Here is a 19,309-nt window from a genome sequence, read left to right as displayed (position 1 = left end):
ACATTCCTTTATTAAGTTGTATAACAAATGGCATTAATTAACAAGATTAGAGAGAAGTCTGGTTGGGCAGTTGGCTTTATCGCCATAGGGCTTGGTGTGTTTGTGGTAGGCGGTGATCTGCTTGCTCCAAACTCGAGACTTATGGGCGGTAACGACACCACAATTGGCGAAGTAGCCGGCGAAGATATTGATTACAAAGAGTTCGATCAGGTATTCCAGCAAATTAAAGCCAATTACGAGAACCAGTCTGGGCGTTCGGCAACAGAAACAGAGTTGGCCATGATCCGGGAGCAAGCCTGGAACAACTTGGTGTTTAAGATTGCGCTTGAGAAAGAATACGACAGACTTGGTATACAGGTAACAGAGGAAGAATTGTTTGACATGGTACAGGGGGAGAACATTCACCCTTCTGTTCGCCAGGCTTTCACCAATCCGCAAACAGGCGAATTTGACCGTAACCAGATTGTGCAGTACCTGCAGAACCTCGACCAGATGGAGCCGCAGGCACGCCCTATGTGGACTAATTTTGAGCAAGGCCTCGTGGAAGACCGCATCCAGAGCAAGTACATGAACATGCTGACAAAGTCTGTTTACATTACCGCTGCCGAAGCTAAGAACTACCACAGCGCACAAAATGCCACAGCCAGCATCAAGGCTTTGTTTGTGCCTTATGGTGCTATTGCCGATTCTACCGTGAAAGTTACAGATGCCCAGCTGAAGGACTATTTCGAGCGGCACAAAGATGCTTATAAAGTAGAAGAAGGCCGTTCTATCGAATTTGTTACCATTCCGGTAAGTGCCTCTGCTGAAGACAGCACATATTACCAACAGGAAATAAGCACGCTGAAAGAGCAGTTTGCCGCAGCCGATAACGACTCCGCTTTTGTGAACATGAACTCCGATATGTCTTACGATGGCTCTTACCTGCCTGTAAGCGAATTGCCGGAGCAACTGCGCAACAGCCTGCCACTGGAGCAAGGCAAGGTGTACGGTCCGTTTACTGCTAACGGAACAGTAGGCTTGTTCAAAGTTATTGATGCTAAAGAAGGTGAGTCTAGTGTGGCTCGTGCCAGCCATATACTAATTAAACCAGACAACGATTCTCCTGAAGCAAAAGCTGCTGCTTTGGCAAAAGCAAAAGACGTGTTGTCGCAGATCCAGAACGGTGCCGACTTTGCCCAGATGGCCGCGCAACATGGCACAGACGGAACTGCCGCAGTTGGTGGTGATCTGGGTTGGTTCGGAGAAGGCAGAATGGTGCCAGCCTTCGAAAAAGCAATTTTCGGAGCATCTTCTGTTGGTTTGCTGCCAAACCCTGTAGAAACTGAGTTTGGTTACCACATCATTAAAATTACAGCTCCTAAAACGAAGCAAACATACAAGCTTGCTGCAGTGCAACGTGCCGTAGAAGCCAGCGAAACAACTCGTGGAGCTGCCTACAGTATAGCCGATGAGCTTTCTGGTACCAGCGGCGACCTGCAAGGTTTCAGAGAGAATGTAGAAAAGAACGGAACCCTTGTAAAAGAAGAAGCTCCGAACATTGGCAAAAACAACGTAATGGTAAACAACTTGCAAAATGCAAGGGAGCTGGTACGATGGGCTTACGCCAAAGACAGATCTGTAGGAGATGTATCGCCGGTGTTTGAAGTAAATGATACCTATGTGGTAGCTGCCCTTACTGCCAAGCGCGAAAAAGGATACGCTAAAATAGAGGATATCAAAGACGAGCTGACGGCTGCTGTACGCAACGAGCTGAAAGCGCAACAAATTGCCGAAAAGCTGAAAGGCGCTAAAGGCAATACGCTTGAAGCCATTGCAGCTGCCTATGGTGCAGAAGCTACTGTAAGAACCGCTGATGATGTAACGTTTGCCGCTGGCTCTATTACAGGTTTAGGTTTCGAGCCTGTGGCTGTTGGCAAAGCATTTGGTTTAAAGCCAGGTGCCCGCACAGCTCCTTTCGAAGGTCAGAATGGTGTATTGATGGTAGAACTGGTGCAATTGAACAAAGCGCCGGAAACCAACGATTACACTGAGGTGAAGCAGCAGCTGGTAAATACCCGCAGCGGCCGCAACCAGTCTAACGCCTACGAAGCCATCAAAGAAAAGGCTGATGTAAAAGACAACCGTGTAAAATTCTTTTAATACATAAAGAATAACCTTAAAAAGAAGAGCCGCTCAGCAATGAGCGGCTCTTCTTTTTAATACAAATGTTAGCGGTATAACCCAGCAGAAGCAGGCTTTGCAAATTATTCAAATGAAACAGGGCTTCCAGCGCCTTATCGCTTAAAAGAGGAGCAGGGCTTGCCTAAGGCTTTGCAAGAAGAAAATGCCTCTGGAAGGGCAAATTCATTAGTATAATTTAAACCTGGAGGAGCAAGATAAAAAAGTCTTGCCTGCATTACTCCCGAGCCGGCGTTCTTTTGCTTATCTTTAAAATACGAGTAATTTTTCATATCAAAATGGCTGCCATAGCGTTGTAGATTTATTATGCGGATAAGAAGATTGTTAAGCCTGTTTTTTTCGTTGGCACTGCTGCTGGCTCCTCTGCGCCTGCTTGCCCAGTCGCAACAGCAGCAAGTAGAGTTGGCGCGCGAGTATTTAAGTAAAGGAGATCTGGAAAAGGCAGAAAACCTGTTCTCTAAGCTAATAGACGATCAGCGGCTGTTCCACGTGGTGTACCCCGACTATCTGAAAACATTGTTGGCGCAGCGTAATTACAAAGAGGCAGAAAAACTAGTGAAGAGGACCATGAAGCGTTCCTCCAACTCCCTTACCTATGCCGTAGACCTGGGCATTGTGTACCAGGAGTCCGGAGACAAGGCCGCAGCCGAAAAGCATTACGATAAACTCATTGGTCAGCTGAGCCAGGGCGAGATAATAGGCGTGGCCAGTATTTTTATGCAGCACAACCTATTAGATTACGCCGAAAAAACTTACCTGAAGGGGCGAGAGCTAAGCAAGAACCCACTGGAGTATAACCGCCCGCTGATTGCCCTCTATACCCATCGCCAGAAAAACGAACCGCTGATACAGGAAGTGCTGAAATTGCTGCAGGAGAATGAGCAGGAGCTAGGCTATGTTCAGAACATGCTCCAGAACAGCCTCCGTGAAGATAAAGACTTTGATGTGCTGGAGAAGGAACTGCTCTCTAAGGTGCAACAGGAACCGGATAAGCTGGCTTACAGCGAACTGCTGATCTGGCTATACACGCAGCGCAAAGATTTTTACAGCGCCTTGCTGCAGGCCCGGTCCGTAGACAAACGCACCCGCAGTGGCGGCACCCGTGTAATGGAATTGGGAGCTATTAGCGCAAAAAACAAAGACTACGAAGGTGCCATTGAGGCCTATGAGTATATGGTGAAGGAGTACCCGGATGGACCTTACTACTTTATGGCGCGGCAGCGGCTCATCAATGCCCGCGAGGAGCAGGTGGAGAACACCTTCCCGGTAGACTTAAACAAAATCCAAAGCTTGATTGCAGAGTATGAGGCGCTGCTGTCAGAAGTGGGGCGCAATGCCAATTCTGTGGAAGTGCTGCCGCACATGGCCAGCCTTTACGCCTTTCACCTCGACGAAAAAGATAAAGCGATCAGGCTGTTGCAGGAAGCCATAGACATGCCGCGCGCCAACCCAAACCTGGTGGCCGAATGCAAACTGACTTTAGGTGATATTCACCTCCTGAACGGGGAGCCCTGGGAATCTACGCTGTTGTATTCGCAAGTAGAGAAAACCCACAAAGAAACAAGTATAGGGCACGAGGCCAAACTTCGCAACGCCCGCCTGAACTATTACAAAGGCGACTTTGAGCTGGCACAGGCTCACCTGGATATTCTGAAGCTGGCCACCAGCCGCGAAATAGCCAACGATGCCATGGAGTTGAGCCTGCTCATTACCGACAACACCGGCCTCGACACCTCTACTGTGGCTATGGAAGAATATGCTGCCATAGAGCTGCTCGTGTTCCAGAATAAGCTGGAGGAGGCGCACACCCGCTTGGACGCTATGCTCCAAAAGTTTCCGGGCCACAGCCTCACCGACGAAATTTATTTTAAGAAGGCCTCGCTTTATGAACGAATGGGGAATTTTGAGCAGGCAATAGCCAATTTAGATAAGATCGTGAGCAACCCGCAAGTAGATATTCTGAGTGATGATGCCCTGTTTAGAATGGCTATCATTTATGAAGAGAACCTGAAAGATACGGAGAAGGCTAAACAGCTGTACAACGACCTGCTTGTAAAGCACCAGGGAAGCATTTTTGTGGCAGAAGCCCGTAAGCGCTTCCGTAACCTGCGCGGCGATAACCTATGAACCAATAAAAAAGAGCCTTAGTCGCCGAAAAAAATGAAGAGCAGCAGCAGAAAAACAAAGAAGAACCCGTACATCACAATATCCAGAGAATAATCTTTCCACTTCTCATAAAACTCTTTGAATCGTTTCATCTCCTGACCTGTTATAGCAGCACAAAGATACAAATTTTCGGAGACAGGGTGTTGCAGCGGCTTAATGCGGCAGGCAAAATCCTGCTAAATTTCCTACCTTTGCAACTTAATACGATACGTGTAGCTGAAGCATATGGAGAAACGATGGGTTTACAACGAAGAGGCACCGCAGGAGGTAATTACTGGCCTGGCAGAAAGTCTGAAAATCAGCACAACCCTGGCCAGCATTCTTTGTCAACGTGGCATCTGCACCTTTGAAGAAGCCAAAGCTTTTTTCCGCCCTTGCCTGAGCAGTCTGCACGACCCCTTCTTGATGAAGGACATGGACCGAGCCGTGAACCGTATTAATGAGGCGCTCCACAAGTCCGAAAAAATTCTGGTCTACGGCGACTACGATGTAGATGGTACCACTTCTGTTGCCCTTATGTATAGCTTTTTGCGCCAACACACCGAGCACATTGAGTTTTATATTCCGGACCGTTATAAAGAAGGCTACGGTGTGTCGCGGCAGGGGGTAGAGTGGGCAGCTGAAAACGGCTTTACCCTTATCATCAGCCTGGACTGTGGCATAAAGTCGGCAGACAAGGTAGCCCTTGCCACCTCCCTCGGAGTTGATTTTGTAATCTGCGACCATCACCTCCCCGACGAAGATATACCGCAGGCAGTGGCGGTGCTAGACCCCAAACGGCCGGACTGCCTGTATCCGTTCAAAGAACTATCGGGGTGCGGGGTAGGCTTTAAGCTCATCCAGGCGTTTTGCTTTCAGAATAATATAGAGCAGCAGGAAGCATTTAAGCTGCTGGACCTGGTAGTGGTAAGTATATCTGCCGATATTGTACCCATTACAGGCGAGAACCGCGTGCTGGCGCATTACGGCCTGCTGCAGATAAACGGTCCGGAACCGATGCGACCTGGGCTGGAAGCGCTCAAAGAACTAGCTGGCATTACCGGCGAAATGGACGTAACCAGCATTGTGTTTGGGTTTGCGCCGCGTATTAATGCCGCTGGCCGTATGGGTGATGCCAAACGATCGGTTAGAATGCTGCTTGCCGAAACGAAAGAAGAGGCCTATAAGGTGGCCGACATCATAAACGAATCGAACAAGGAGCGCCGCGACAAAGACTCCAACATTACCAAAGAGGCGCTTCAGATGATAGAAGAAGACGAGTTTTTGAGAACCGCTAACTCTACAGTGCTTTACAAAGACTCCTGGCACAAAGGCGTTATTGGCATTGTAGCTTCGCGCTGCATCGAAAAATATTACCGCCCCACCATTATCTTAACTCACTCCAATGGCAAGGCTTCCGGTTCGGCCCGCTCGGTGCATGGCTTTAATGTGCACAACGCGATAGAGAGCTGCTCAGATCTGCTTGATCAGTTTGGCGGGCACATGTACGCCGCTGGTCTTACGCTGCCAGTAGAGAATATACCGGCCTTCAGAAAGCGTTTCGAAGCCTTTGTATCTGACACCATTACCGAAGAGCAAAAGATACCGCAGATCGAGATAGACGGCAAAATAAAGCTAAACCAGATCACGCGTAATTTCTACAAGATCGTGCAACAAATGGAGCCATTCGGACCTGGCAATATGAAACCAGTATTTGTGTCGGAGTGTGTATATGATACAGGTGCTGTGCGTGTGGTAGGTAGCTCGCACCTCAAGCTAACGCTTACCCAAGACGGCTACCACAGCATCGATGCCATTGGCTTTGGCCTCAGCGACTACTACGACGTAATTTCCAAAGGCATTCCTTTTGATGTATGCTATACCATCGAAGAAAACGTGTTCCGAGGAGTGTCTAATCTGCAGCTCCGCATCAAAGACATCCGTATTCCAAAAGCTTAATATGCCTCCAGAAGGCCATTTTCATTAGAATAAATGGGGGTGCGGAAACCGATAGATAGCTTCTGAGAAAAATAGTTTTACCACGAACTAAAGCTGCGCCTATACTCACGGCAGGAACACATGTATGCTATGAGTTTTAATTCATACCTGCTTCAGCCTGTACCAATGGTGTTACTTTTCCTTTGGTGGCAGGGGCGAAGGTGGTAACAAGTAATGGAGTCCTATGCTTTGCCAGCAGCGGTCTTTGTTTTTGCAGGTGCCGTTGTTGCCGATTGTCTCCAGCCATGCCACGCCACAATTGCCATTATAACACCGGCAATCAGTAACCCAAACGATTCGCGTGCCTGTTCCATATCATCGGTTTTCATGGAGAGATCTTTTTGAGCCCATTCCTGATTAAACCACTCCGACATAGAGCTTGGGTAAAGCAGTGCAAAACCAAAAATAAATAACATAGCGCTTGTTGCGGCCAAATACCGGTAACAAATACCAAAAGCAGCTAACCCACACATAAGTGCTGCAAAACCATAAATCAGTATCCAAAGCCAAGCATCTGGGTCGTTTAATTGCCAGTAAGCGAAAAGCAAAAAGGCAAGGCACCAAAAGCCGAAAAAGTACTTCGCTAGCTTCATGATTTTGATGATAAATGTTAAACAGCTTATTTTCTTTTCTTGTTGCGAAAAGCTGCAACCCATTAGGTAATGCTTTGCTCGCTATGGCAGTGGCTGTCTATGCTTAAGCTGTTGCAGATGGTCCTCCTTAGGAGCTGGCAGCTCTGGCAGACAAAGAGCGTGCAGGGTATCCCAATCGCCAGGAAAAAAGTTAAGATCTACGGCTGCTTTTATACCAGGCAGTATACCGCGGTCGGTGTATTGCCAGAAAGTCCACTTATCGGTTTGGTGTAATACGGGTTGTGCTGTGTTATAGCGGGCAATCCAAAAGGAGTAATCATTGAAGTGACCTTTGAGCCAGCGGCGGTAAAAATTCTGGTTCGAGTAAATCATAGGTTTCATGCCATAGTGGTCTTCTATGGCTTCGAGCCAGATTTTTATCTGCTCCCGAAACTGCTCCCCGCTAATAGTAGGGTCTGCCACTTCCACATCGAGCACCGGAGGCAGGTCGCCAGCTTCGAGCCGAACCAGGTTTTTAAATATCTTTACCTGTTCTATGGCCGGTACAGTGGGAATAAAAAAGTGGTAAGCACCACGCTTAATGCCCACGCGTTTCGTTTCCTGCCAATTACGTTCAAAGTATGGGTCTTGCCGGCAGTCGCTCTGCGAGGCCTTTACAAAAGCAAAGGTAATGTCGGCATCCTTTACCTGGTGCCAGTCTACCTCATGCTGCCACCTTGATACATCAATGCCTTTTAGGCTACTGACTTTGGTGGTGGTGGTTTTGTCATCGTCTTCTGTAACTGGCTCGGAAATACCTACTAAGCTGGCAAAGCCAGCCAGGAACAGTAAGCCAATGTGGCCCAGCTTCTGTGAAATAAATAAAAGGAAAACAAAAGACATAGTGGTGACGATAACTACTACAAGCTAAGCACGAAGCGAGTAAAAATCAAGCTTTTTATAGAGTATTTACCTAAATAAGCATGAACTTTGCCGGTATCTATTTCTTAAGCCATATTAACCAGGAGTACCCTGGCGAGCAAATTGCCTCCGGAAGGCCAATTTCATTAGAAGAATTCAGCTGGAAGATGCTTAAATTCGTTATCCGGCACAAGTGGTAAAGTCTGAAATATGCAGTAGCAGCGTCCGTTGCAGGGCGTAGGTTTATTAAGTAACTTACAACAATGATACTAAAGGCAGAACACCTGTTTAAAAAATACAAGTCGCGCATGGTGGTAAACGATGTGTGCGTAGAAGTAAACCAAGGCGAAATTGTAGGGCTGCTGGGGCCGAACGGTGCCGGTAAAACTACCTCTTTCTACATGATAGTAGGACTGGTAAAGCCCAACAAAGGAAAGATTTTTCTGGATAAGGAAGACATCACCACCATGCCCATGTACCAGCGGGCGAAGCGGGGAGTAGGCTACCTGGCCCAGGAGCCATCGGTATTCCGGCAGCTGACCGTGGAGGAAAATATTCTGGCCGTACTCGAAATGACCAACATGTCGAAGCAGGCGCAGAAAGAGAAGGTAGAGGAGCTGCTGGAGGAGTTCTCGCTCACGCATGTGCGCAAAAACAAAGGCATTGTACTTTCGGGTGGGGAGCGCCGCCGCACCGAAATTGCCCGGGCCCTGGCCGTAGACCCAAAATTTGTATTGCTCGACGAGCCTTTTGCCGGTGTAGACCCTATTGCCGTAGAAGAGATCCAAGGTATTGTAGCCCAGCTCAAGAACAAAAACATAGGCATCCTTATTACGGATCACAACGTAAACGAGACCCTCTCTATAACCGATAGAGCCTACCTGCTGTTCGAAGGTAAAATTCTGAAGTCTGGTACTGCCGAAGACCTGGCTGCTGACGAAACTGTTCGCCGTGTATACCTGGGCAAACACTTTGAGCTGAAGCGGAAGGTTTAGTTGTTGATTGTTATTTGTTTTGTGTTTGTAGTATGCAGGAACGAAAACATGTACAGTTAAACGATGTGGAGGTTTACAAAACTGCATTCAACCTAAGTAATTTTTTATAGCTAAGGGTAGAGCAATGGGAGAGCTTTGCCCGTAATACGGTGGGACAGCAGTTTGTAAGAGCTATAGACAGTATATCAGCTAATATAGCCGAGGGCTTTGGCCGGCACGGTAAGAAGGAGAAAATACAGTTTTTCAGGTATACACGAGGATCTGTATACAAGTGCCTGGATTGGAATGAGAAGTGCAGAGTACGAAAACTCCTGACTCAGGAAGATTATGCCCATGTTTTTTCTGTACTTCAAAACCTGCCTAAAAAGCTTAACAGCTTGATGAAAGTAACAAATATGAACCTGCAGCAGTAGCTTCTTAGCAATCAACAATTAACAAACAGCAACCAGAACAGTGGAAATAATAAACTCGATAGTAACGTGGGTAATGAAAAAGCGGATCCATCAGATCGATCTGTTTCGCAAATATCCGCACGATGTGCAGGAGGAATTGTTCCATAACCTGATAAGCACTGCCAAAGACACGGAGTGGGGCAAAAAGTATGGATACAAAGACATTAAGTCGGTAAAAGAATATCAGGAGCGGGTGCCTGTATCGGCCTATGAGGACCTTTTTCCGTACATTGAGCGGGGTATGAAGGGGGAGCAGAATATCCTCTGGCCCAGCGATATTGAGTGGTTTGCTAAATCGTCGGGCACGACCAATGCCCGTAGCAAATACATACCCGTAAGCCCTGAGGCGCTGGAAGAGTGTCACTACAAAGGCGGCAAAGATATGCTCTCGATCTACGTAAACCTTTACCCGGAAACAAAGTTATTCTCGGGCAAGGGCTTATCGATAGGAGGGACTCACCACCCGAACGAACTCAATTCCAAAACTTCTTGCGGCGACGTGTCGGCTGTGATTATGCAGAACTTACCTGTTTGGGCCGAAGCCATGCGTACCCCACCGCTAAAAGTTGCCTTAATGGACAATTGGGAAGAAAAAATAGCCAAGATGGTGGAGCTCACGGTGCAGGAGAATGTAACCAGCATGTCGGGAGTTCCTACCTGGACCTACGTACTCCTGAAGCGAATTCTCGAAACAACCGGCAAGCAGAATATTCTGGAAGTATGGCCTAATCTGGAGCTGTTTACGCATGGGGCCGTAGCATTTGGCCCTTACCGGCAGCTCTTTAAAGAAATTATTCCGACGAGTAAAATGAACTACTTGGAAGTGTACAATGCTTCCGAAGGATTTTTTGGTATACAAGACCAGGCAGGCACCGAAGACGAAATGCTGCTCATGCTGGACTACGGCGTGTATTACGAGTTCATCCCAATGGATCAGTTTGAAGAAGAGCACCCTCGTGTGCTGACGCTGGACCAGGTGGAATTGGGTAAGAACTATGCCCTTGTTATTTCGACGAATGCTGGCTTGTGGCGTTACAAAATTGGCGACACAGTTCGGTTTACGAGCATAGACCCATACCGCATTAAAATATCGGGCCGCACCAAGCACTTTATAAATGCTTTTGGCGAAGAGGTGATTGTAGAGAATGCAGAGGTAGCCGTTACCAAAGCCTGCGATGCCACCGGTGCCATTATTACCAACTTTACGGCCGCTCCGGTGTATATGGAGAGCGGCAAGCGTGGCGGGCACGAGTGGGTAATAGAGTTTGAGAAACAACCCAGCGACCTGCAAAAGTTTACGCAGGTTCTCGACGATTCTCTCCGCGAAATTAACTCCGACTACGATGCCAAACGACACAAAGACATTGCCCTGGTAGCACCCATTATTCATGCTGCACCACAAGGCACTTTTACGAACTGGCTCAGTAAAAAAGGCAAGTTGGGCGGCCAAAACAAAGTGCCAAGGCTCAGCAATAGCCGCGAATACTTAGAGGAAATAATGGAGGTAAACGGCTTGGGATAATGTACTATTGATTTAATATGCTAATCATTAAAAATGTCCGGCGCCTTGAAATACTTTAGCTAGCAGAGCCTCTTGGAGGCCATTTTCATTAGAATAATTCAGGGGTAATTAGCTGCATTGGGTATTTCAAAACAAATTACTAGTTGCCACGAGAGAAGGTGCTTGTGCCATGGAAAGTAATTAGCATTGTTCATACTCACAGGGTTTCCCCACTAACCGAAATCATAACAAAGAATGCCCGACAGTTTTTATACCTGTCGGGCATTCTTTGTTAAGCTGCTATACCTTTGTTATAGTGGTGTAGCATTGGATTGAACGAAAGGTTAAACCAATTTATAAATGGCTACAAATACTGTGAAGCCTAAGAATAACAGAAGAAGCATATTGAGCGCGATAGGGACCTTCTTGTCTTTAACTTCTTCATAATTAAAACCCTGCGCTGTAAGCATCATAAATAGAAATAGGTTGATAATGGTCAACGCACTATTAATGGTATTCCAGTTACTCTTGATATCTAATGTCATCGTTTTAAATTAAGAATATCTAAAAATAAAGGATCTGAGCTTGCTTGCAAAATATAGTGAAAAACATATAAAGCCATAGCTATCAGCAATAAACTACTGCCCATTTCAAGCTGCCGTTTACTCCAGGAAACTGCTCATAAAGCCGCCCTCTTTTTTGGCGTTTTCGCCGCGGGGCATAAGGGCTTCGATTAGTTTTTTCACTGGCATAGACTGCAGCCACACCCGGCCTGTGCCGCGCAAGGTAGCCAGAAAAATGCCTTCGCCACCAAAGATCATCGACTTTAAGCCACCAGCCCGTTGCACACTAAAATCAATGCCAGGTTCAAAGGCTACTACACAGCCTGTGTCTACACGCAAGGTCTGGTTCTGAAGCTGCTTTTCTACAATGGTGCCACCGGCATGTATAAAGGCAAGGCCATCGCCGGAGAGTTTCTGCAGAATAAAGCCTTCGCCACCAAACAAGCCTGCTCCTAACTTCTGGTTAAAGTGCATGGCTACCTTAGTGCCCAGTGCCGCCGCCAGAAATGCATCTTTCTGAACGATAAGCGTATTGCCGACCACTTGCCCCAGGTCTATCGGCAAAATAGTGCCAGGGTAAGGTGCCGAAAAAGCTACCCGGCTCTTGCCATAGCCCCTGTGCGTAAAGTGCGTCATAAACAGCGACTCGCCCGTAAGCATGCGGCTGCCCATAGAGGCTAATTTACCCAAAATGCTTTGGCTAGGATTGGATCCGTCGCCCATTTTAGTCTGGAAATCGATGCCTTCTTCCATGTACACCATGGCACCGGCTTCAGCAATTACAGTTTCGTTGGGGTCTAGTTCGATCTCCAGCACCTGTATATCGTTGCCAAAGATCTTGTAGTCGACTTCGTGGGAGTTTCTCATAGTCTGAACAGGGTTTTGATTCAGAAGCAATATAAGATTTTGTTAATCTTCGTCCTCATCTTCACCGCTGTCTTTCTTTTTGCCGCGTACAGGCACATCGTCTTCGTCGTCAGACACGGCATTGGTGTTGCGTACAAAATCCTCGTCTGTTTCTTCTACTTCCTCTGTCTCTTCCACATGAAACTCGTCTTCTTCCTGGCGAAGGGCTTTTTCAGCGGCATCGCGCTTCAGTAGCTTTTTGTCTTCTACGTTCTTGTTTAGAAACTCATTTATCTGATCTATGTTGTAGTTCGAAATAATTTCTCCCTGTTGGTTTACTTTTATTTCAAAGCCTTCGAGGTCTTTGTGTACCCGCGATTTCTTTTTGCTTTCTTTCTTGTTCTTTGCCATAGTTTTAGTTTTAAGAGGGACATCAGTGTAAAAGCGCAGGATCTTTATAGCCAGTAAGGCTGCTATCCTGAACCTGTACTTGATTGCTGACTAGTATCTAACGCTTTATGCTTAAACACTTGTATAAGGTGAAATCAGGAAATAGTTGCAAATGGTGGCTTAAGCTGTTTTATAAAGCCAAAAGCCGTAAACAAAAAAGAGGCTAACCCACCGAAATGGACTAACCTCTTTTGCTTTGAGTGCGACTGCTTAGGCAGTGGCGAAATGACTTAGTTTGGCAGTAGCCATATCTATGCGGTTGGCAGTTTCTTCTTTGCCAATTACCTCTATAATCTGCATCAGGTCTGGTCCTGCCTCAGCGCCAGTTACAGCCAGGCGAAGGGCCTGCATTACTTGTCCGATCTTCATGCCACGGCGCTCCAGAATCTGCAACAGCAATGCTTTCACCGAATCGGCGTTAAAGTCTGACAGCGCCGGAAGTTCGTTCTTGAATTCCTGGAATACCTCCACTGCCTGCGTGTTCCATTTCTTAGAGGCTACTTTTTCGGAGTACTCCGTAGGGGCTACAAAAAAGTAGGCCGCCTCCTGCCAGAAATCCTGAGGGAAGCTCACGCGTTCTTTCATGAGTCCGGCAATTTTCTCGGCCTTCTCCGGTGTGCAGGTAATCTGGTGCTCTTCCAGGGCCGCCAGTAAGTAAGTGGCCAGTTCAGTATCCGGCTTGGCGCGCAGGTACTGTTCGTTAAACCAACGGGCCTTTTGTATATCGAAGCGAGTCCCAGACTTGCCAATGCGCTCTACCGAAAACTCCTGCGCCAGCTCCTCCAGCGAAAAGATCTCCTGCTGCGTACCAGGGTTCCATCCTAAAAATGCCAAGAAGTTTACGAAAGCCTCGGGCAAGTAACCAGCCTCGCGGTAACCGCTGGAGAGTTCACCAGAAAAAGGATCGGTCCAGCGGAGCGGGAACACCGGGAAACCGAGTTTGTCACCATCGCGCTTGCTCAGTTTGCCATTGCCGTCTGGCTTCAGGAGCAGGGGCAAGTGAGCGAACTCGGGCATGGTGTCTTCCCAACCCAGGTAACGATACAACAGTACGTGCAGTGGTGCGGAAGGTAACCATTCTTCCCCCCGGATTACGTGCGTGATCTCCATCAGGTGGTCGTCTACGATGTTGGCCAGGTGGTAAGTTGGCATACCGTCAGACTTCATAAGTACTTTATCGTCTATGGCAGAAGAATGTACCATTACCCAGCCACGGATCATATCTTTTAAGCGTACCTCTTCTTTGCGGGGCACCTTCAGGCGGATTACATAAGGATCTCCGGACTCCAGGCGGCGCTTTACCTCATCCTCAGGCAGGGTGAGGGAGTTTTTCATGGTAGCGCGTGTAATGGCGTTGTATTGCGGAGTGGCTACTTTGGCGGCTTTCAGTCGCTCACGCATTTCGTCCAGCTCCTCGGCTGTGTCGAAAGCATAGTAAGCGTGGCCGCTCTCTACCAGCTGCAGGGCATACTGCATGTACATGGGTTTACGTTCCGATTGGCGGTATGGGGCATAGGGGCCACCTACTACCGGACTCTCGTCTAACGTTACACCGCACCAATTCAGGGCTTCGATGATATAGTCTTCAGCGCCAGGCACAAAACGGTTCTGGTCGGTATCCTCGATGCGTAAAATCATTTTGCCACCCATTTTCTTGGCAAACAGGTAGTTGTATAAGGCCGTGCGAACGCCGCCTATATGGAGAGGCCCTGTCGGACTCGGTGCAAAGCGTACTCTTACTTCTCTTTCCATGTATGGTTACTGAAAAATTCTTATCTAAATCTGCCACAAAGGTACAAAATAAACTTGCGTTTCGGTAATGGCGGGTACATGCAATGTAGGAGGGTACCTATATTAAGCTTTAAAAATGGCTGAGTTTCTAATAAAAACATAATCAGTGGTTTCCGTATCTGTAAGAAATTAACAAAAGGTTTAGAGACTCCCACTGATGATAATAAGAAGGTTAAAAAAAGTGTGGTATCTGCTGGTAGAAACCTGGCTGGAGTTTCTGGACAATAATTCGTTTCAGAAAGGAGCGGCCCTTGCCTATTACACAGTTTTTGCCCTGCCACCCATCCTAATCATTATTATTAGCGCAGCAGGCTATTTTTTTGGCGAGCGGGCTGTGTCTGGCGAAATTTACTACCAGATAAAAGAGCTAATTGGCTCTGAGGGGGCTTATGAGGTGCAGAAAATGGTAGAGAGCATAAACGACTTTACCGACATAAGTTTTGCCACGCTCGTTGGCACGGTGGTGCTCTTTGTGGCGGCTACGGGCGTGTTTGTGTCGCTGCAGGATTCGCTGAATGAGATCTGGCATGTGCGCCCCAACTACAAACGCGGCTACCTGAAGGCGCTGCTCGATAGGGTGCTGTCGTTTGGTATGATACTGGCCGTTGCCATTTTGCTGCTGGTGTCTTTGCTGGCTAATGCGGTGCTGGTGGCTATTGGCGACTTTTTGACTGCGCGCTTTTCAGGCTGGGTATTTTATGTGCTGCATGCGGCCAACTTTGTATCGAACCTGGTGCTGGTAATGCTGTTGTTTGCCTGTATTTACAAGTACCTGCCCGATGTAAAAATAAAATGGCGCGATGTATGGGTTGGGGCCTTTGTAACAGCTGTCCTGTTCTCTATAGCCAGAGGTATTGTCGGGTTTTACCTGGGCAAGGCAGATGTAGGCTCGGCTTACGGTGCTGCCGGTACGGTAATCATTATTCTCTCGTGGGTATTCTTTATATCGCAGATGATTTTTTTTGGAGCTGTGTTCACATTTGTGTATTCGCGTAAATACGGCCACAACATTTACCCTGCCGACTATGCGGTGCGTTTCGTGCGGCAGGAGCTGGAGGTGGGGCATTCTGCCGTTAATGCGGAACCGGGCAAATTTGCAGAGGAAGTGTACGGAGACGAAGAGCAGCCACAGAAACAACCGGACAACACATCAGCCGGCGAAAATATTTAGCCGCCACCTACATACCCTAAGCCTGGATTAGCTGAAAAACCCTCTGGAAGGCTATTTTCATTAGAGTAATTTCTTCATAATCCAATTAGCCCTTTGCCTAGTATTGGTTGCTATGCTCCTGCTTTTGTTCGTGCTGCCTCTAGCATCTCTACATTTTTTAACGTCCTAACTACTCTTTGTACCTGATACACTTTTGCCTAAAGTAAGAGCAGACAGGAACTACCCGCTACTCCTATGGCTAAGAATAAAAATTGACTTTCATACTACTTATTTCTCTTGTGACCTATAAACTCCTTTTAAATCTGTGTTAAAACAAGAGTCTGAAAAATCCTTCAAAAATCGCGTTTTGCCCAAATTGTTGCACTCATAATATTTAGTTTCCGGTTCCATAACATCAGGTGTTCTATTGTTAAAAAGCTTTAGAAGTAAGACTTATTATATAGCTACTCTTAAGCTGCCTCTTTCCGATATGGAAGGAGTTATAATAGGTTGTTCAAAGTATTTACATATGATGATAGTTTATAGTATAAATATATTCAAGATGAACAATTCAGTAGAAGTTGTATAAAATTTAAATCTTGAAATTCTTATTTTAATCGGCAGTTTTAAATCTTGAAATACTTTTAATAATATAAGTGCTATTATAGTTCTAGCAATTTATTGAACAATTATTTTTACCCTTTAAAAGTAGCAATTCGCCTATAGGTTTCTTCCATTTACATGAATTATTTTATGCTGCTTTTATTATTGGTTATTAGTGCGTTACATTTGTACATGGTTGTTTAAATAAAATGTGCAAAACTAATCCACGTTATTAAATAAACCAGTCTTAAACAACAGTAAGATTGAAGCCTTGTCTCTTGCTCTACTTTTATACAATGTTGATTAAAAAGTAACAATAAATTAATGTTTTGATAATTGAAATAATGCTAAACCTGCAGAATCAGTTATTTTAACTATTTCGGTCTCTTAGGGATGTCTTCACCAATACACATTATATAAATTTTTTTAGCCAAATTAAATTTCAACTTTTAGCCAACATTAGCCAACTTTATGAAACTTAAACTTAGTGGTATTTTTGCCCCTATACTGATAGGTGCATTAGCAATTTCTTGTGAACCAAAAGAACTAGAAGAGATTGCCCCTGCTAACACCCTCTCCTTAGAGAACACAAAATTCGCCACATCCGCTAACTTATTAATTGAAGAGACCTTTGAGACCAGCTCTCTGTTTTCGGGGATAAGGCAACAGTTCGGTACTAGCCATGCTTTTAGTGTATCTAGCACTACAGTGTACAACGGCAGCAAAGCAGGGCGCTTTGAGTTGCGAGATTCTGATCCTCTGGTTAGTAATGGAACAAGGTCAGAAGTCTTGTTCCCCGCCCAGAACAGTATGGACAGGTGGTACGCTTTTTCGTTGTATCTGCCCTCGGAGCACTGGCAGAGCGATAGTAAGCAAGAAATTATTACCCAGTGGCACCAAGGGCCGACCAACCCGCCCATGTCCCTGCGCATCATCAACGACCGGATGTTCCTCGACGTGCGGCGCTTTGCCGGCAGCAGCATCAAGCTGCCCGTGGAGGGGTGGAACCCGCTGCCCAAGGACCAGTGGGTGAGCATCGTCTTCCACATCGTCTTCGACCACCACGCCGGCGTGACCGACATGTGGGTCAACGGCGAGAAGAAGCTCGCCTACCGGGGCGGGAACTGCTTTGCCGAGAAGGACCTGGCCAGGGGAACCACCGAGATCATCCCCAGATGGAAGCTGGGCATCTACAAGTCCGACTGGAACGGCACTAAAACCACCGACACCAAGAAGCGCGTGCTCTACTTCGACGAGATCAGGATGGGAAATGAGCGGGCCACACTTGCTGACATGACACCACGCAAAGGGACGACCTCACCGCCGCCGGCTGTCTCTGGTAGCATGCTGACTAACGTCGGAGGCACGCAGTTGATTGACAGCCAATCGCGTACCTGGTCGGCTGACGGGGGCTTCACGGGCGGAGTAGTGGCTGAGAAATCCATCAGCGTATCAGGCACCAGTGATGCGAACCTCTACCGCAGCTACCGCTATGCCTCCTCCGGGAGAACCTTCGGCTACAGCGTGCCGGTAAAGTCTTCTGGTCTCTACACCGTGAAGCTACACTTTGTGGAGCCGTACTTCAAAGCCTCCAACGCACGGGTTTTTGATGTGTCTGTGCAGGGCAAGCGCGTGCTGAGCAGCTACGACATCCATCGTGAGGCGGGCTTCGGGCGTGCCGTGGTGAAAACCTTCACCGGTGTATCGGTTACCAACGGGACGCTCAACATCGACTTTGCTTCTCTGAAGAACAACGCCATTGTCTCTGCTATAGAAGTTGTTGAGCAGTAAATTAATGGAAACTGGAGGATTGACCTAATTTAGAGAGTTATAGTTATCATTATCTAAAAAGGATTCTAAAAGGCTGGGTGGAAACATATTTTGTTGTTTCCACCCAGCCTTTTAGAATTTTATAAGTTCTGCTGTATATTAATTTCCGTCTGAAAGTACCCAACGTCGTTTCTTTTAACTCGCCTTTCTAGAAGGTTGGCACCTCGCTCTGCCACTAAAAGGGAGCAGGCGTTCAAAAGGAAGCTGCTCCGTATGCTCTTGTTACTCAAGTTAAACATAACGGGTATAAGCCAGATCAGCAGTAAAGGGGATACGACGAGGGCCTTTTCATTCAAATAATCTGTAGGTAAAACGTCTCCTTTTCTACAATTTGCCAAAAAGCCTTCCTGTTCATCTTCAGGTTTGAACAGATATTCTTTGTTGTAAAATGCCTGCTAACCTTCACCTGCCTTCCGTTTCTCTGTTTCTGCCACTTTTCCGTTTGCTTTTGTAGTTTATCTTTACTTTTGGTCATGGCTTACAATATCTGCCGCGTCAAAACCGGGAGCCCAAACTCTACAGAAATCAGCCAGGAGCTGTACTTCAGTTAATGGTAAATTTTGTCTTATTAAACATTGTCTTTTCCCTTCCAGCTCAAAAAGCGCGTTAACGGGCGCCGGTTCATGAGCTTCTGGTTCTATAATACCAGCAGGTTGCCCTTGTGGCGCTGCGTACTGCTCCGGCCACTATTCCCGCTCATTTAAATTGGTTTTTGCTACCCCTAGCAAAGCTTGCCAATGCTCTGTCAGATTCTCAAAAAAGCAAGAGTTTTATGCTTTCTTGAGAATCTTAATTGTCATAATACAAGTAGTTGTGATTTTTAAAGCACAAGTCAATTCACCTGTTAAAAAGAATTTGCTTGGACAAACCATCTTGTTAGGCTACCGGAAGCTGCCTATTATAAGGACACTGATACACATCTAGTTGATTCATGGCTAAGGTTAGTTTGTGGTATCTTATCTGCTCCCATCGCTGACTTAGTTAGGACAACCTGCACTGTCCAGGTAAATGAAGCCAATTGGCGAAAGAACTGTTACAGGCAGGTAAATATTAGGGAAAGCATGTCTCAGATTTTTTGATTAGTTAATAAGGAGGATGCGCCGGTTTTAGGCTCATGTCAGCAAGCGTGGCCCTCTCGTTTCCCATCCTGATCTCGTCGAAGTAGAGCACGCGCTTCTTGGTGTCAGTGGTTTTGCCGTTGTTCCAGTCGGACTTGTAGATGCCCAGCTTCCACCTGGGGATGATCTCGGTGGTTCCCCTGGCCAGGTCCTTCTCGGCAAAGCAGTTCCCGCCCCGGTAGGCGAGCTTCTT

Annotated in this window: 12 protein-coding genes and 2 pseudogenes; 8 read left to right on the top strand and 6 right to left on the bottom strand. The window is 46.8% G+C overall.

From position 1 onward, the window contains the following. Window positions 1-27: 27 nt before the first annotated feature. The 3 genes from ACMA1I_RS13225 to recJ all read left to right on the top strand — a co-directional run bounded on the left by ACMA1I_RS13225 (window position 28) and on the right by recJ (window position 6,285). Window positions 28-2,142, top strand: a complete 2,115-nt coding sequence (locus ACMA1I_RS13225; protein WP_337068847.1) for a peptidylprolyl isomerase — start codon at window positions 28-30, stop codon at window positions 2,140-2,142. Window positions 2,143-2,487: 345 nt separating this feature from the next. Beyond that, the gene (locus ACMA1I_RS13220) at window positions 2,488-4,308 is read left to right on the top strand and encodes a tetratricopeptide repeat protein (protein WP_337068846.1); all 1,821 of its coding nucleotides are present in this window, start codon (window positions 2,488-2,490) and stop codon (window positions 4,306-4,308) included. A 264-nt stretch (window positions 4,309-4,572) separates the two neighbouring features. Continuing rightward, on the top strand, window positions 4,573-6,285 hold the full coding sequence (gene recJ, locus ACMA1I_RS13215; RefSeq protein ID WP_337068845.1) for a single-stranded-DNA-specific exonuclease RecJ: 1,713 nt from the start codon (window positions 4,573-4,575) through the stop codon (window positions 6,283-6,285). Between the two features lie 221 nt (window positions 6,286-6,506). Here recJ and ACMA1I_RS13210 read toward each other — a convergent pair whose 3' ends face one another. Then, the gene (locus tag ACMA1I_RS13210; RefSeq protein ID WP_337068844.1) at window positions 6,507-6,917 is read right to left on the bottom strand and encodes a transmembrane 220 family protein; all 411 of its coding nucleotides are present in this window, start codon (window positions 6,915-6,917) and stop codon (window positions 6,507-6,509) included. An 81-nt stretch (window positions 6,918-6,998) separates the two neighbouring features. Further along, window positions 6,999-7,799 carry a glycoside hydrolase family 25 protein gene (locus tag ACMA1I_RS13205; RefSeq protein ID WP_337068843.1) on the bottom strand — a complete coding sequence of 267 codons (801 nt, stop codon included), beginning with the start codon at window positions 7,797-7,799 and terminating at the stop codon, window positions 6,999-7,001. A gap of 281 nt (window positions 7,800-8,080) precedes the next feature. Between ACMA1I_RS13205 and lptB the strand changes: the two genes are divergently transcribed. The 3 genes and pseudogenes from lptB (at window position 8,081) to ACMA1I_RS13190 (ending at window position 10,786) form a co-directional block, all read left to right on the top strand. After that, window positions 8,081-8,812, top strand: a complete 732-nt coding sequence (gene lptB / locus ACMA1I_RS13200; protein ID WP_337068842.1) for an LPS export ABC transporter ATP-binding protein — start codon at window positions 8,081-8,083, stop codon at window positions 8,810-8,812. A 131-nt stretch (window positions 8,813-8,943) separates the two neighbouring features. Then, a pseudogene (locus ACMA1I_RS13195) lies at window positions 8,944-9,225 on the top strand (four helix bundle protein); the annotation flags it as partial. A 73-nt stretch (window positions 9,226-9,298) separates the two neighbouring features. Beyond that, window positions 9,299-10,786, top strand: a complete 1,488-nt coding sequence (locus ACMA1I_RS13190; RefSeq protein ID WP_337068841.1) for a GH3 auxin-responsive promoter family protein — start codon at window positions 9,299-9,301, stop codon at window positions 10,784-10,786. Window positions 10,787-11,427: 641 nt separating this feature from the next. Here ACMA1I_RS13190 and ACMA1I_RS13185 read toward each other — a convergent pair. The 3 genes from ACMA1I_RS13185 to gltX all read right to left on the bottom strand — a co-directional run bounded on the left by ACMA1I_RS13185 (window position 11,428) and on the right by gltX (window position 14,376). After that, the gene (locus tag ACMA1I_RS13185; protein WP_337068840.1) at window positions 11,428-12,195 is read right to left on the bottom strand and encodes a TIGR00266 family protein; all 768 of its coding nucleotides are present in this window, start codon (window positions 12,193-12,195) and stop codon (window positions 11,428-11,430) included. A gap of 42 nt (window positions 12,196-12,237) precedes the next feature. Next, window positions 12,238-12,585, bottom strand: coding sequence for a hypothetical protein (locus ACMA1I_RS13180; RefSeq protein WP_337068839.1), 348 nt, complete (start codon window positions 12,583-12,585; stop codon window positions 12,238-12,240). 249 nt (window positions 12,586-12,834) lie between these two features. Continuing rightward, window positions 12,835-14,376 (bottom strand): glutamate--tRNA ligase, encoded by a 1,542-nt coding sequence (gene gltX, locus ACMA1I_RS13175; RefSeq protein ID WP_337068838.1) that lies wholly within the window; start codon window positions 14,374-14,376, stop codon window positions 12,835-12,837. Between the two features lie 196 nt (window positions 14,377-14,572). Between gltX and ACMA1I_RS13170 the strand changes: the two genes are divergently transcribed. After that, complete coding sequence (locus tag ACMA1I_RS13170; protein ID WP_337068837.1) at window positions 14,573-15,586, top strand: YihY/virulence factor BrkB family protein; 1,014 nt, start codon at window positions 14,573-14,575, stop codon at window positions 15,584-15,586. 1,053 nt (window positions 15,587-16,639) lie between these two features. Continuing rightward, window positions 16,640-17,959, top strand: coding sequence for a heparin lyase I family protein (locus tag ACMA1I_RS13165; RefSeq protein ID WP_337068836.1), 1,320 nt, complete (start codon window positions 16,640-16,642; stop codon window positions 17,957-17,959). A 1,122-nt stretch (window positions 17,960-19,081) separates the two neighbouring features. Here ACMA1I_RS13165 and ACMA1I_RS13160 read toward each other — a convergent pair. Beyond that, window positions 19,082-19,309 (bottom strand): annotated as a pseudogene (locus tag ACMA1I_RS13160) (hypothetical protein); the annotation flags it as partial.

The sequence above is a fragment of the Pontibacter sp. 13R65 genome, assembly GCF_047525655.1.
In the GTDB taxonomy this organism is placed as follows: domain Bacteria; phylum Bacteroidota; class Bacteroidia; order Cytophagales; family Hymenobacteraceae; genus Pontibacter.
Note: the sequence above shows the minus strand (reverse complement) of the source record. Positions and strands in the feature narration are given on the sequence as shown.